Genomic DNA, 13,351 nt, shown 5'->3' with positions numbered 1-13,351 from the left:
CGGTACGGCTCAGTGCACCGCGGGGACGAACGCGGCCAGCTCCGAGGCCAGCTCCTCGTTCACCCGCGCCTTGATCAGGGTGCCCTCCGACGTGTGCTCCTCGGAGACCACCTCGCCCTCGGCGTGCACCCGGGAGACGAGACCGCCCTGGGTGTACGGCACGAGCGCCTCGATCGAGACCGACGGGCGGGGCAGCTCGTTGTCGATCAGCGCGAGCAGCTCGTCGATACCGGCGCCGGTGCGCGCGGAGACCGCGATGGCGTGCTTCTCGTTGCGCAGGAGGCGCTGGAGGACAAGCGGGTCCGCCGCGTCCGCCTTGTTGATCACGACGATCTCGGGGACGTCCGTCGCCCCGACCTCGCGGATCACCTCGCGCACCGCTGCGAGCTGCTCCTCCGGCACCGGGTGCGCGCCGTCCACCACGTGCAGGATGAGGTCGGACTCGCCGACCTCCTCCATGGTGGAGCGGAACGCCTCGACCAGGTGGTGCGGCAGGTGCCGGACGAACCCGACGGTGTCGGCGAGGGTGTAGACCCGGCCGCTCGGCGTCTCGGCCCGGCGCACGGTCGGGTCGAGGGTGGCGAACAGGGCGTTCTCCACCAGCACGCCCGCCCCGGTGAGGCGGTTGAGCAGCGAGGACTTGCCGGCGTTGGTGTAGCCGGCGATGGCGACCGACGGCACCTTGTTGCGCCGGCGCTCCTGGCGCTTGAGGTCGCGGCCGGTCTTCATCTCCGCGATCTCCCGGCGCATCTTCGCCATCTTCTCGCGGATGCGGCGCCGGTCGGTCTCGATCTTGGTCTCACCGGGACCACGGGTCGCCATGCCGCCACCGCCGCTGGTACCGCCACCGCCCATCTGACGGGACAGCGACTGACCCCAGCCGCGCAGCCTCGGCAGCATGTACTGCATCTGCGCCAGCGAGACCTGGGCCTTGCCCTCTCGGGACTTGGCGTGCTGGGCGAAGATGTCGAGGATCAGGGCGGTCCGGTCGACCACCTTGACCTTGACGACGTCTTCGAGGTGGATCAGCTGGCCGGGACTCAGCTCACCGTCGCAGACGACGGTGTCGGCCCCCGACTCGACGACGAGGTCACGCAGCTCCAGCGCCTTGCCGGAACCGATGTACGTGGCCGGGTCGGGCTTGTCGCGGCGCTGGAAGACGGCGTCGAGCACCTCGGCGCCCGCCGTCTCGGCGAGCGCCGCCAGCTCGGCGAGCGAATTCTCCGCGTCCTGCACGGTGCCCGAGGTCCAGACACCGACGAGCACCACGCGCTCCAGGCGCAGCTGCCGGTACTCGACCTCGGTGACGTCCTCGAGCTCGGTGGAGAGTCCGGCCACGCGTCGCAGCGCGGCGCGGTCCGAGCGGTCCAGCTGTTCGCCGTCCCGCTCCCCGTCGATCTCGTGGCTCCAGGCGACGTCCTCTTCCATCAGGGCGTCGGCCCGCAGGCCCTCGGTGAGGCTCTCGGTCGCGTTCTCCGTGGCACTCCGCGCGTCGTGCGCGTCCTGGGGAAGGGAAGAAGAGGAGGTCATTGGATCCTTACGTCGATGGGAGTCGTTCTGACAGTCACAACGCGTGACCTGTCCGGATGATTCCCGTCCGGGAATCCCTCCGCCTCGGCCGCCGCGGCGACCCGTCGATAGTGGCACGGTCCGTGCGGGGCGTCACGCGGGTTTACGCGCCTGTCGGCGCGGTGCTGCGCCAGTCGGGGTGCCCCGGCATGGGCGGCGTCTTCGCCCCGTACAGCCAGCCGTCGAAGAACGCGGTCAGGTCGCGGCCCGACACCTGCGAGGCGAGCCGGACGAAGTCGGCCGTGCCCGCGTTGGAGTCGCGGTGCTTGTGGACCCAGCGCCGTTCCAGCCGGCCGAAGGCGTCGTGTCCGATCTCCTGGCGCAGCGCGTACAGGACGAGGGCGCTGCCGTCGTAGACGACGGGCCGGAACAGGCTGATCTTCTGGCCGGGCTTCGGTGCCGCGGGCCGGGCGGGCGGCCCTCCGGCGGCGCGCCAGGTGTCCGACCGGATGTAGGCGTTCCGCATACGTGCCTCCAGCGGTGCGTCCATGTGGTCCTCGGTGTACCGCGCCTCGTACCAGCTGGCGTGCCCCTCGTTCAGCCAGAGGTCGGACCAGGTCCGCGGGGAGACGCTGTCGCCGAACCACTGGTGGGCCAGCTCGTGGACCATGACCGACTCGACGTACCACGCGGGGAAGCGCGTGTCGGTGAACAGGCGCCGCTCGAAGAGGGAGAGGGTCTGCGTCTCCAGCTCGAAGCCGGTCTCGGTGTCGGCGACGAGGATTCCGTAGTTCTCGAACGGGTACGGGCCGACCTGCCGCTCCATCCACTCCAGCTGGGCGGGGGTCCTCTTCAGCCAGGTCTCCACCCGGTCGCGGTCGGCCGTCGGTACGACGTCGCGCACCGGAAGTCCGTGCGGTCCGGTGCGCCGCACCACGGTCGAGCCGCCGATGCTGACCTGGGCCAGTTCGGTGGCCATGGGGTGCTCGGTGCGGTAGGTCCAGGTGGTGCTGCCGCCGTGCCGGCTGCGGCCGGCGGGCAGCCCGTTGGCCACCACCGTCAGGTCGTTCGGCGCGGTGACGCGGAAGGTGAAGTACGCCTTGTCGGCGGGGTGGTCGTTGCTCGGGAACACCCGGTGACCGGCATCGGCCTGATTGGCCATGGCGAGCCCGTCGGAGGTGCGTACCCAGCCGCCGCTGTCCTGCTCACCGGTGGGATCGCTGGTGTGCCGGACGGTGATGCGCAGGGGGATTCCTGCCGGGATGCGGCCCGCCGGCCGGACGACGAGATCCTCGCCCGCGGTCTCGAATCCGGCGCGCAGCCCGTTCACGGCGACGGAGCGGACGGTGCCGCGGGTGAAGTCCAGGTTGATCCGGTCCAGCGGCTCGGTCGTCCGTGCCTCGATGGTGGTGACGGCGTCCAGCGGCTCGTCGTTGCGCCCCTGGTAGGTGAGGCCGATGTCGTAGGCCAGTACGTCGTACCCGGGGTTGCCGAGGTGCGGGAAGAGCGGGTCGCCGATGCCGAGAGGCACCGGGGCGGCGGGCAGGGTGGCTGCGACGAGCGCGGCCGACGCGGCGGCCAGCAGGGCGGCCCGGGAGCGGCGGAAGAGGAACGGCATGGACTACGGCTATCAGCGCCGCCCCGCCCGAAGGACGCGGCGCGCGCCGCGCCACCCGAACGAGAACGCGGTATACGGCCCCGGGTGAGACCGCCGCAGGCGGCGCCCGGCCGCTTCCGAGGGCCGCAGCGTCCGTCATCGCTTCCGAACGGCGCGGGGTCCGGGGCGGAGCGCGGTACGGGCGGCCCCTCAGACGCGGCTCACGTCGTAGACGCCGGGTACCTCGCGCATGGCGCGCATCAGGGCGGGCAGCCCGGCCGCGTCCGGGAGCCGCAGTGTGTAGGTGTGCCGTACGCGCTGTTCGCTCGGGGGCTCCACGGTGGCGGAGACGACGGCGGCGTCCGCGCCGGCGATCGCCTCGGTGAGGTCGGCGAGCAGTCGGGGCCGGCCGAACGATTCAGCGACCAGAGTCACCCGGCACGCCTGCTCGTCGCCCCAGCTCACCGCGACGGGCGCCCGGCCGACGGCCTCCATGCGCGCCACCGCGGGACACTCCAGCCGGTGCACGGTGACGGCGGCGCCGCCGCGCACGGGGAAGCCGGTGACCTCGTCGGGGGGTACGGGCGTACAGCACCCGGCGAGCCGAACGGCGGTGTCCGGCCGCTCGGCCACGGCGGTCGCGGTACGGGTCCGGGCGGGCTCCGGCGCGGCGGGCGGGGCGGACTCCGGCGCGGCGGGCTGCGGATCGCGGCGGGCCGGTACGCCCGGCTGCCCGGTCTCCGCCGTCTGCGGGTGGGCGTCGAGCCAGCCGGTGATCGCGATGCGGGCGGCGGGCGTGCGCGCGTGGTCGAGCCAGTCCGGCGAGGGGCCGGACGCGGCGTCCTCGGCCAGCAGCGGCTGCACGGTGTCGCCGTCCTTGAGCACGGTGCCGAGCGTGGCCAGCCGTCCGTTCACCCGGGCCCCGATGCAGGCGTGGGCCGCGTCCCCGTGCTGGGCGTAGGCCGCGTCGACGCAGCTGGCGCCGGCGGGGAGGCCGAGCATGCCGCCGTCCGTGCGGAAGACGGTGATCTCGCGGTCCTGGGCGAGATCGGCGCGCAGGGTGGTCCAGAAGGTGTCGGGGTCGGGGGCCGACTGCTGCCACTGGAGAAGGCGGGAGAGCCAGCCGGGGCGGGTGGGGTCGGCGCGTTCGCCGTCGGCCGGTTCGGCGGTCTGGGGGGTGGCGTCCGGGACGTACGGATTGCCGAGCGCGACGACGCCGGCCTCGGCGACCTTGTGCATGCGGTGGGTGCGGATGAGGACCTCGGCGACCTCGCCGTCCGGGCCCACCACAGCCGTGTGCAGCGACTGGTACAGGTTGAACTTGGGGGCGGCGATGAAGTCCTTGAACTCGGAGATCACCGGCGTGAAGCAGGTGTGCAGCTCGCCGAGGACGGCGTAGCAGTCGGCGTCCTCACCGACGAGCACCAGGACCCGTCCGAAGTCGCTGCCGCGCAGTTCGCCGCGTTTCATCCGGACGCGGTGGACGGAGACGAGGTGGCGGGGCCTGACCAGGACCTCCGACGAGATGTCCGCTTCCCGCAGGACCGAGGCCACGTTCACCGCCATGGCGCCGAGGGGGTCGGGTCCCTCCGCCGCCGCCTCGGCCAGCGCGCTGGCACGGGCGTACTCCTCGGGGTGGAGGATGGCGAAGACCAGGTCCTCCAGCTCGGTCTTGAGCGCCTGGACGCCGAGCCGTTCCGCGAGGGGGATCAGCACGTCGCGGGTGACCTTGGCGATCCTGGCCTGTTTCTCGGGGCGCATCACGCCGAGGGTGCGCATGTTGTGCAGCCGGTCGGCGAGCTTGATCGACATGACCCGGACGTCGTCCCCGGTGGCGACCAGCATCTTGCGGAAGGTCTCGGGTTCGGCGGCGGCCCCGTAGTCGACCTTTTCGAGTTTGGTGACGCCGTCGACGAGGTAGCAGACCTCCTCGCCGAACTGTTCCCGCACCTGGTCGAGGGTCACCTCGGTGTCCTCGACCGTGTCGTGGAGCAGGGAGGCGGTCAGCGTGGTGGTCTCGGCCCCCAGCTCGGCGAGGATGAGCGTGACGGCGAGCGGATGGGTGATGTAGGGCTCGCCGCTCTTGCGCATCTGCCCCCGGTGCGAGGTCTCGGCGAGCAGGTAGGCCCGGTGCAGGACGGAGAGGTCGGCGTCGGGGTGGTGGGCCCGGTGCGCCTCGGCGACGTGCGCGATGGCGTCGGAGAGCCGGTCGCGGGAGACCGGGCCGAACAGGGCGGCCCTGCCGAGCCTGCGGAGATCGATCCGGGGAAGGCCCCGCCTGCGGATGGGAGCACCTGGGCTGGTGGCCTCTGCACTCATGGGGCACCTCCGGCGACGTCGACCGGCGGTGGGGAGGTGCGGCGCGCCTCCGGGCCGGTGCTTGATGCTACCGAGCCCACCACGTGGCGGAGTCCCGCTCTCGCCCAGCGTGAAACGGATCACCCATTCGAGCGATGAGTTACCCGTTCAGCGTTTCGAGCCAGGCCGGATCGATCTTGCCCTCGGCGACGATGACGGCCGGTCCGGTCATCTCGATCCCGCCGTCCGGACGCTCGGTGATGACGAGGCTGCCACCCGGCAGATCGACGGTGTACGTGGCCGGCTCGCCGGTCCTCGCGGGGTCGGCCCCGTCCCGGCGGGCCGCCGCGACGGCCACCGCGCAGGCTCCGGTCCCGCAGGAGCGGGTCTCGCCGGAGCCGCGCTCGTGGACCCGCATGGCGACGTGGCGGGGGCCGCGGTCCACGACGAACTCGATGTTGACCCCGTCGGGGTAGACGGCGGCCGGCGCGAAGGCGGGTTCGGTGAACAGATCACCGGCGTGCGCCAGGTCGTCGACGAACGCCACCGCGTGCGGGTTGCCCATGTTGACGTTGCGGGCGTGCCAGTCACGGCCGCCGACGGTGACGGTGACGCCGTCGGCGGGGAGCAGGGCGCGGCCCATGGAGACGGTGACGTCGCCGTTCTTGGCGAGGTGGACCTGCTTCACGCCGCCCCGGGTGGCGACCGCGAGGTCGCCCTCCTCGACGAGACCGGCGCGCTGGAGGTAGCGCGCGAAGACCCGTACGCCGTTGCCGCACATCTCGGCGACGGAGCCGTCGGAGTTCCGGTAGTCCATGAACCACTCGGCGTCCTGCGCCATGTCCCGCGCCTCGGGGTGCGCCGCGGACCGCACGACGTGCAGCAGACCGTCGCCGCCGATGCCGGCGCGGCGGTCGCAGAGCCGCGCGACAACGGGAGCGGGCAGGGCGACGGCGTTGTCCGGGTCGGGAACGATCACGAAGTCGTTCTCGGTGCCGTGGCCCTTGAGGAAGCTGATCTGCGAGGTGGTCACGGATCAACTGTACGAGGCGGCTCCGACGGCGGGAAAAACGGCCCACCGTGCGGACAGCGGCCCGGACCGCGCCTCGGCCCCGCGGCTCCCGCAGGTCAGCGCAGCCGCGCCACGCGCCAGACGGCGAGCGCGACGAGCACGGCGCAGACCCCGGCGTAGAGCGCCACCACGCGCCAGTCGGGGCGCTGGGACGAAGCCCTGGACGGCAGTCCCGGCCAGGTGTGGCCGACGCGGCGGGCGGCCATCATGGACCACCCGGCGGCACAGCAGCTGATCAGGAGGCCCAGCATGGCCACGACCGCGCCACCGTCGCCGAACTCGAAGGCGAGGGGGAAGGCGAACATCAGCGATCCCACCGCGGCGAGCGTGACGATGGGCGCCAGCTGCCAGATGCGCAGCCTGCGGGCGGGACGCAGTTCGACCTCGACCTCGGGGGTCACGTCGAGCTCGTCGGGCCCGTCCGGGCTGAGGCTCCCCGCCTCGGGCCCGGCGCCCGGTGCGCCGTGTTCCGGCGCGTCCTGTTCCGTGTCGCGAGGGCCGGCCTCCATCGCCACGCGCCCTCCCAACTCGGACTCCAGTCGATCGATGCTCGATGATGGCACGGCCGGGGTCGCCGAAATGACGGGCGGAGCGTCCCGATGCCATCACGTGATCAGGCTGTAACCGCCCGTTCGACCAACGCCAGCGCCTGGCGCGGGAGTTCCCCGCGGTGTTCCACGGCGCCGCTCAGCCACTGGACGCGCGGGTCGCGGCGGAACCAGGAGTCCTGACGGCGCGCGAAGCGTTTGGTGGCGCGCACGGTCTCGGCGCGCGCCTGGTCCTCGGTGCACTCGCCGACGAGCGCGGAGAGCACCTGCTGGTAGCCCAGCGCGCGGGAGGCGGTACGCCCTTCGCGCAGCCCCTGCGCCTCCAGGGCGCGCACCTCGTCCACGAGTCCGGCCTCCCACATGCGGTCGACGCGCAGGGCGATGCGCTCGTCGAGTTCGGGGCGGGCCACGTCGACGCCGATCTGGACGGCGTCGTACACCGCGTCGTCGCCGGGGAGGTTCGCGGTGAAGGGCTTGCCGGTGATCTCGATGACCTCCAGGGCCCGGACGATGCGCCGGCCGTTGCTCGGCAGGATCGCGCGGCCGGCCTCGGGGTCGGCGGCGGCGAGCCGCGCGTGCAGGGCCCCGGAGCCGTGCTCGGCCAGCTCCGCCTCCAGCGCGGCCCGGACTCCGGGGTCCGTGCCGGGGAACTCGAGGGCGTCGATCGCGCCCTTCACGTACAGGCCGGAGCCGCCGACCAGGATCGGGGTGCGGCCCTCGGCGAGCAGCCGGTCGATCTCGGCGCGGGCGAGACGCTGGTACTCGGCGACGCTGGCGGTCTCGGTGACGTCCCAGATGTCCAGCAGCCGGTGCGGGACGGCCGCGCGCTCGGCGAGCGTGAGCTTGGCTGTGCCGATGTCCATCCCCCGGTAGAGCTGCATGGAGTCGGCGTTGATCACCTCGCCGTCGAGCCGTTGGGCGAGGTACACCCCCAGGTCGGACTTGCCTGCTGCGGTGGGGCCGACGACGGTGATGACCCGAGGTGCGGGAGCTGAGCTTGTCACCGGCTCAGTCTCCCTCAAACCTGCGCCGCGTATCCCGAATGAGGGAAGCCCGGACGGGGAAGGTGACGCGACAGTGCGGTCTTCCCCGTACAGTGGTTGTACATATGGGTTATTTCTCACAGTTTCCGAGCGGAGAAGGTGCCCGATGGGCTTCATGGACAATGTGAAGGCGAAGCTGGCCCCGGCGAAGGAGAAGGTCAGCGACCTCGCGCAGCAGCACGGGGACAAGATCGACCAGGGCCTGGAGAAGGCCGCCCGGACGGTGGACGAGAAGACCAAGGGCAAATACAGCGACAAGATCGTGACCGGCCGGCAGAAGGCCAAGGACGCGGTGGACAAGCTGGCGCACAAGGACGGCGGCACGCAGCCGCCCGCGGGCGGCACCACACCGCCGCCCGCCGCCTGACAGCGAGCGGCGAAGGGCCCCGAAGCGTTGCGCTTCGGGGCCCTTCGCGCGTCCCGCGGTCCTCAGGACCAGGCGGCGACCAGGTAGCCGACTCCGTACGGCGCGTCCTCGTACAGCAGCCGTCCGGCCGGACCGGCGCCGTCCGCCGCCCCCGCGAGCACCTGCCAGGGCGCACGGCCCGCGGCCTTGAGTGCGTACGCGAGCGACGCGTCCAGCGCAGTCAGCGCCTCCGGGTCGGCGGCGCCCAGGGCCCGAGCGGCCTCCGCGTCGAACGCCGCGGCGCGCTCGTCCAGGTATCCCGGGGCCTTCAGGGTGCGGCAGGCACTGCCGTCGCCCATCACCAGCAGCGCGACCCGGTCCGCCCGGCCGGCCAGCTCCCGCCCCGTCTCCGTACAGCGTGCGGTCTCCAGCGTCTCCTCCACGCCCAGGCCCTCGACGGGGGCGCCCGTCCAGCCCGTACGGGCCAGCAGCCAGGCGCCCACGGCGAGCGAGGGTGGGAGCGGGCGCCCGGCGGGCGTTCCCCGGTCCCGGCCGAGCCGGACCTCCAGACCGACGCCGAACTCTCGGAAATCTCCGACGGCGCCCTCCGGGTGGGTGCCGTGACCCGCCGGGCCGGCCGGACCGATCACCACGAGCAGATCCGGCCGGGAGGGCGCGAGGACGCCCAGGGCGTCGGCGCACGCCGTCCTGGCGGCGTCCAGCTCGGGCGCGGCACCGGCGGCCACGTCGGGGACGAGCAGCGGCGGGCAGGGGCAGACAGCGGCGGCGACAAGCATGGTCGGCAGCGTACTGCGGCCCGCCGAGCACGCCTACGCGTACAGGGCCGGCCCCGCCCCCGCTCCGTGCGTCAGTCGCAGCCGCAGCCCGGGGCGGCCGCCGCCGGCAGGGGCGCGGGGGCGCCGATGCCGGGCAGGCCGAGCATGACGCCGGCCGGCTTGGCGGCAGCGGCGGCGTTGCGCTTCTCCCAGGCGTCGCCCGAGCGGGTCCGGCGCACCGCGAGCGGGACGCCCTCGGCGAGCAGGTGGTGCGGGGCGGCATAGGTGATCTCGACGGTCACCACGTCGCCGGGGCGCACGTCCTGGTCCGGCTTGGTGAAGTGGACCAGGCGGTTGTCGGGGGCGCGGCCGGAGAGCCGGTGGGTGGCGCCGTCCTTGCGGCCCTCGCCCTCGGCGACCATGACGTCCAGGGTGCGGCCGACCTGCTTCTTGTTCTCCTCCCAGGAGATCTCCTCCTGGAGGGCGGACAGGCGCATGTAGCGCTCCTGGACGACCTCCTTGGGGATCTGCCCCTCCATGTCGGCGGCGGGCGTGCCGGGCCGCTTGGAGTACTGGAAGGTGAAGGCGTTCGCGAAGCGCGCCTCGCGGACCGCGTGCATGGTCTGTTCGAAGTCCTCCTCGGTCTCACCGGGGAAGCCGACGATGATGTCGGTGGAGATCGCGGCGTCGGGCATCGCGGCGCGGACCTTCTCGATGATCCCGAGGAAGCGTTCCTGCCGGTAGGAGCGGCGCATCGCCTTGAGGACCGTGTCCGAACCGGACTGCATCGGCATGTGCAGCTGCGGCATCACGTTCGGCGTCTCGGCCATGGCGGCGATGACGTCGTCGGTGAAGTCGCGCGGGTGCGGCGAGGTGAAGCGGACGCGCTCCAGGCCCTCGATCTTCCCGCAGGCGCGCAGCAGCTTGGAGAAGGCCTCGCGGTCGCCGATGTCGGAGCCGTAGGCGTTGACGTTCTGGCCGAGCAGGGTGATCTCCGAGACGCCCTCGGCGACCAGGGCCTCGATCTCGGCGAGGATGTCGCCGGTGCGGCGGTCCTTCTCCTTCCCGCGCAGGGCCGGAACGATGCAGAAGGTGCAGGTGTTGTTGCAGCCCACGGAGATGGAGACCCACGCGGCGTACGCGGACTCGCGGCGGGTGGGCAGCGTGGAGGGGAAGGCCTCCAGGGATTCGGCGATCTCGACCTGCGCCTCCTCCTGGATACGGGCGCGCTCCAGCAGCACCGGCAGCTTGCCGATGTTGTGCGTACCGAAGACGACGTCCACCCAGGGCGCCCGCCGCACGATGGTGTCGCGGTCCTTCTGGGCGAGGCAGCCGCCGACCGCGATCTGCATTCCGGGACGCTTGGTCTTCATCGGGGCGAGCCGGCCGAGGTTGCCGTAGAGCTTGTTGTCGGCGTTCTCACGGACCGCGCAGGTGTTGAAGACGACGACGTCGGCGTCGCCGTCGGAGCCCTCGGGCGCGCGGACGTATCCGGCGTCCTCCAGGAGCCCCGACAAGCGCTCGGAGTCGTGGACGTTCATCTGGCACCCGTAGGTGCGCACCTCATAGCTTTTTCTGACGTCCACTGCTTCGCTCCGGTTGCCACTGCTCATGCGACAAGGGTAGGCGCTGCCCGGACCCTCTCCGTCTCGGGCAGTGTGGGGTACCCCGCACCGGGCGGGCGATCCGCCGGCGCCCCTGGCCACGGCGGGGAACCACCTGGCAGGATCGCCGCCATGCTCCCGGTCCTGTCCCGAATCGGCCGGCGTCGCTCGCTGCGGGCGGGCGCCGCCCTCACCGTCGTGCTCGGGATGCTGCTGTGGTGGTTCCTCCCCCTCGGCGACCCGACGCCCACCGGCACCCTGTCGTTCAGCACCGGGGTGCGCAGCGGCGTCTACCAGCGGTACGGGGTGCGGTTGGAGGCTGCCCTGGCCAAGGATCTGCCCCATGTGTCGATAAAGCTCCAGACGAGCGAGGGCTCGCAGCAGAACCTCGCCAGGGTCGCGGCGGGCAAGGCGGACTTCACCATCGCCACCACCGACGCCGTCGCCACCTATCTGCGCGCCCGCAAGCCCGGCTACCAGCGGCTGCGCGGCTGTGTCCGGCTGTACGACGACTACATACAGCTGATCGTGAAGCGGGACTCGGACATCCAAAGCGTGGCGGACCTGCGGGGCAGGAAGGTCGCTGTGGGGCAGCCGGGGTCCGGTGTGAAGCTGGTCGCCGACCGGCTGATGACGGCCGCCGGCCTCGACCCCGTCAACGACGTCACGCCGTTCCCGGTCGGCATCGACACCATGCCGAAGCTGCTGGAGGAGGGGAAGCTCGACGCGTTCTTCTGGTCCGGCGGGCTGCCCACGACGGCGGTGGCCGATCTGGCGGACCGGTTCTCGATCCGGCTGGTCCCGCTGGAGGAGCCGCTGATCAAGCAGCTCCAGGCGGCGGGCGGCTCCACGCGCTACTACCGCTCGGCCGTGATGCCCGCCGACGCCTACCGCAACGCGCAGCAGGGCCAGGCCGTCCCCACGGTGGCGGTCGCCAATGTGCTGGTCACCACGGACCGCACGGATGCGGCGATGACCGAGGCGTTCACCCGGACCGTGATCGACAGCCGCGACCGCATCGGGCGCGAGGTGCACGCGGCGCAGCTCGTGGACCTGCGCACGGCCATCTACACGGACCCGCTCCCGCTGCACGAAGGGGCGAAACGCTACTACCGCTCGGTCAAGCCGTAGGGCGACAACTGGGGGCGCGCTTCAGCTCTTCGGGTCGTGGCGGGGCACGGAGACCGTCACGCTCAGTCCGTACGGCTCCTTGCGCGCGTACGAGAGCGAGCCGCCGCCCGCCGCCAGGAGCGCCTGGGAGATGGAGAGGCCGAGGCCAGAGCCCCGGATGTTCTGGTGCTGGGAGCTGCGCCAGAAGCGGTCGCCGACCCGTTCGAGTTCCTGCTCGGTGAGGCCGGGGCCGCCGTCCGCGACGACGACCGTGACGTCCCGGCCGCCGGAGGCGACCGTGACGCGGACCTCCTCGCCGGCCGGGGTGAACTTGAGGGCGTTGTCGATGATGGCGTCCAGCGCACTGGACAGGGCGATGGGGTCCGCCCAGGCGGTGACGGCGGGCGGTCCCTCGGCCCGGAGCAGTACGCCCTTCTCCTCCGCCACCGGCCGCCAGGACGCGACCCGTTCCGCGGTGAGCGCCCCGATGTCGGTGAGCCGGAGGTCGCTCTCGGCGTGCTCGGCGAGCGCGAGGTCGAGGAGGTCGTCGAGGACCTGGCCGAGGCGCCGGCCCTCGGTGCGCACGGAGGCGATCTCCTCGTTGCCCTCGGGGAGTTCGAGGGCGAGGAGTTCGATGCGCAGGAGCAGGGCGGCCAGCGGGTTGCGCAACTGGTGGGAGGCGTCGGCGACGAAGGCGCGCTGCTGCTCCAGCACGTCCTCGACGTTGTCGGCCATCTCGTTGAACGAGCGGGCCAGCCGCCTGAGTTCCGGGGGCCCGCCGGACGCCGCGACCCGGGAGCGCATCCGGCCGCTGGCGATGTCGTGGGCGGCCGCGTCCAGCGTCTTGACCGGCAGCAGGACCCAGCCGGTGAGGCGGATCGCGGCGCCGACGGCCACCAGCATGGCGACCGCCTCGCCCGCCGCGATCAGCAGCCAGCCCCGGATCGTGTCGCCGCGCATCTGGCCGGTCGGCGAGTCGATGACGACGACGGCGATGACGTCGCCGTCGCGCACGACGGGCGAGGCGACGACCACGCGCCCGTCCTGCCAGGGCCAGACCTGCGGCGGGTCGTGGCTGCGGCGGCCGAGCAGCGCCTCGCTGAACGCGGCACGACCCTCCCCCTCGGCGGGCAGCCGCCAGGAGGCCGGGGCCTTCGCCATGGCGGAGTCGTCGCGGTAGAAGACACCGGCCCGGATGCCGTACACCGAGTTGTACGTTTCCAGCTCGGTCTGGAGGGTACGGCGCCGTTCGTCGTAGCCGGTGGTGCGCTCGGTGATGAACTGGGCGAGCGCGGCGAAGCGTGCCGTGTCGTCGATGCGGTCGATCACGACGCGCTGCTGCTCGGCGGCGGCCACGCTGACGGCCAGCGGGAAGCCGAGGGCGAGCAGGACACTCGCCATCAGGACGATGAGCAGCGGGAGCAGCCGGGTACGCACCGGGGACGTAC

At 72.5% G+C, this 13,351-nt stretch carries 11 protein-coding genes; 2 read left to right on the top strand and 9 right to left on the bottom strand.

Annotated features, from left to right (window positions below):
- Nucleotides 1–9: 9 nt before the first annotated feature.
- The 6 genes from hflX to miaA form a co-directional block, all read right to left on the bottom strand.
- Nucleotides 10–1,530 carry a GTPase HflX gene (hflX, locus tag EAO73_RS11660; RefSeq protein ID WP_147971291.1) on the bottom strand — a complete coding sequence of 507 codons (1,521 nt, stop codon included), beginning with the start codon at nucleotides 1,528–1,530 and terminating at the stop codon, nucleotides 10–12.
- A 142-nt stretch (nucleotides 1,531–1,672) separates the two neighbouring features.
- Entirely contained in the window at nucleotides 1,673–3,127 is a 1,455-nt protein-coding gene (locus EAO73_RS11655; RefSeq protein ID WP_147971290.1) for a M1 family metallopeptidase, read from the bottom strand.
- Between the two features lie 189 nt (nucleotides 3,128–3,316).
- Nucleotides 3,317–5,425: a RelA/SpoT family protein gene (locus EAO73_RS11650; RefSeq protein ID WP_147971289.1), complete on the bottom strand. Its 2,109-nt coding sequence runs from the start codon at nucleotides 5,423–5,425 to the stop codon at nucleotides 3,317–3,319.
- Between the two features lie 139 nt (nucleotides 5,426–5,564).
- Entirely contained in the window at nucleotides 5,565–6,437 is an 873-nt protein-coding gene (dapF, locus tag EAO73_RS11645; protein ID WP_147971288.1) for a diaminopimelate epimerase, read from the bottom strand.
- A gap of 95 nt (nucleotides 6,438–6,532) precedes the next feature.
- Nucleotides 6,533–6,985: a hypothetical protein gene (locus tag EAO73_RS11640; protein WP_147971524.1), complete on the bottom strand. Its 453-nt coding sequence runs from the start codon at nucleotides 6,983–6,985 to the stop codon at nucleotides 6,533–6,535.
- A 104-nt stretch (nucleotides 6,986–7,089) separates the two neighbouring features.
- Nucleotides 7,090–8,028: a tRNA (adenosine(37)-N6)-dimethylallyltransferase MiaA gene (gene miaA / locus EAO73_RS11635; RefSeq protein ID WP_147971287.1), complete on the bottom strand. Its 939-nt coding sequence runs from the start codon at nucleotides 8,026–8,028 to the stop codon at nucleotides 7,090–7,092.
- Nucleotides 8,029–8,173: 145 nt separating this feature from the next.
- Between miaA and EAO73_RS11630 the strand changes: the two genes are divergently transcribed.
- A complete protein-coding gene (locus EAO73_RS11630) occupies nucleotides 8,174–8,434 on the top strand; it encodes an antitoxin (protein ID WP_147971286.1) in 261 nt (86 codons plus the stop codon).
- Nucleotides 8,435–8,496: 62 nt separating this feature from the next.
- Here EAO73_RS11630 and EAO73_RS11625 read toward each other — a convergent pair whose 3' ends face one another.
- Together EAO73_RS11625 and miaB are read right to left on the bottom strand one after the other, a co-directional pair.
- Nucleotides 8,497–9,210: a class III extradiol dioxygenase subunit B-like domain-containing protein gene (locus EAO73_RS11625; protein WP_147971285.1), complete on the bottom strand. Its 714-nt coding sequence runs from the start codon at nucleotides 9,208–9,210 to the stop codon at nucleotides 8,497–8,499.
- Nucleotides 9,211–9,281: 71 nt separating this feature from the next.
- Complete coding sequence (gene miaB / locus EAO73_RS11620; RefSeq protein ID WP_191133994.1) at nucleotides 9,282–10,802, bottom strand: tRNA (N6-isopentenyl adenosine(37)-C2)-methylthiotransferase MiaB; 1,521 nt, start codon at nucleotides 10,800–10,802, stop codon at nucleotides 9,282–9,284.
- Between the two features lie 123 nt (nucleotides 10,803–10,925).
- Here miaB and EAO73_RS11615 point away from each other — a divergent pair, with 123 nt between their 5' ends.
- Nucleotides 10,926–11,924 carry a TAXI family TRAP transporter solute-binding subunit gene (locus EAO73_RS11615; protein WP_147971284.1) on the top strand — a complete coding sequence of 333 codons (999 nt, stop codon included), beginning with the start codon at nucleotides 10,926–10,928 and terminating at the stop codon, nucleotides 11,922–11,924.
- 21 nt (nucleotides 11,925–11,945) lie between these two features.
- Here EAO73_RS11615 and EAO73_RS11610 read toward each other — a convergent pair whose 3' ends face one another.
- Nucleotides 11,946–13,340, bottom strand: coding sequence for a sensor histidine kinase (locus EAO73_RS11610; protein WP_147971283.1), 1,395 nt, complete (start codon nucleotides 13,338–13,340; stop codon nucleotides 11,946–11,948).
- Nucleotides 13,341–13,351 lie beyond the last annotated feature (11 nt).

This window comes from Streptomyces sp. col6 (genome assembly GCF_008042035.1).
GTDB lineage: Bacteria > Actinomycetota > Actinomycetes > Streptomycetales > Streptomycetaceae > Streptomyces.
This window is presented reverse-complemented; position numbering and strand designations above follow the sequence as displayed.

Bases quoted from the DNA above. Each gene is read 5' to 3' on its own strand.
- hflX (WP_147971291.1), bottom strand. From the start codon at position 1,530: ATGACCTCCTCTTCTTCCCTTCCCCAGGACGCGCACGACGCGCGGAGT.
- EAO73_RS11650 (WP_147971289.1), bottom strand. From the start codon at position 5,425: ATGAGTGCAGAGGCCACCAGCCCAGGTGCTCCCATCCGCAGGCGGGGC.
- EAO73_RS11625 (WP_147971285.1), bottom strand. From the start codon at position 9,210: ATGCTTGTCGCCGCCGCTGTCTGCCCCTGCCCGCCGCTGCTCGTCCCC.
- miaB (WP_191133994.1), bottom strand. From the start codon at position 10,802: ATGAGCAGTGGCAACCGGAGCGAAGCAGTGGACGTCAGAAAAAGCTAT.
- EAO73_RS11615 (WP_147971284.1), top strand. From the start codon at position 10,926: ATGCTCCCGGTCCTGTCCCGAATCGGCCGGCGTCGCTCGCTGCGGGCG.
- EAO73_RS11655 (WP_147971290.1), bottom strand. From the start codon at position 3,127: ATGCCGTTCCTCTTCCGCCGCTCCCGGGCCGCCCTGCTGGCCGCCGCG.
- EAO73_RS11630 (WP_147971286.1), top strand. From the start codon at position 8,174: ATGGGCTTCATGGACAATGTGAAGGCGAAGCTGGCCCCGGCGAAGGAG.
- EAO73_RS11640 (WP_147971524.1), bottom strand. From the start codon at position 6,985: ATGGAGGCCGGCCCTCGCGACACGGAACAGGACGCGCCGGAACACGGC.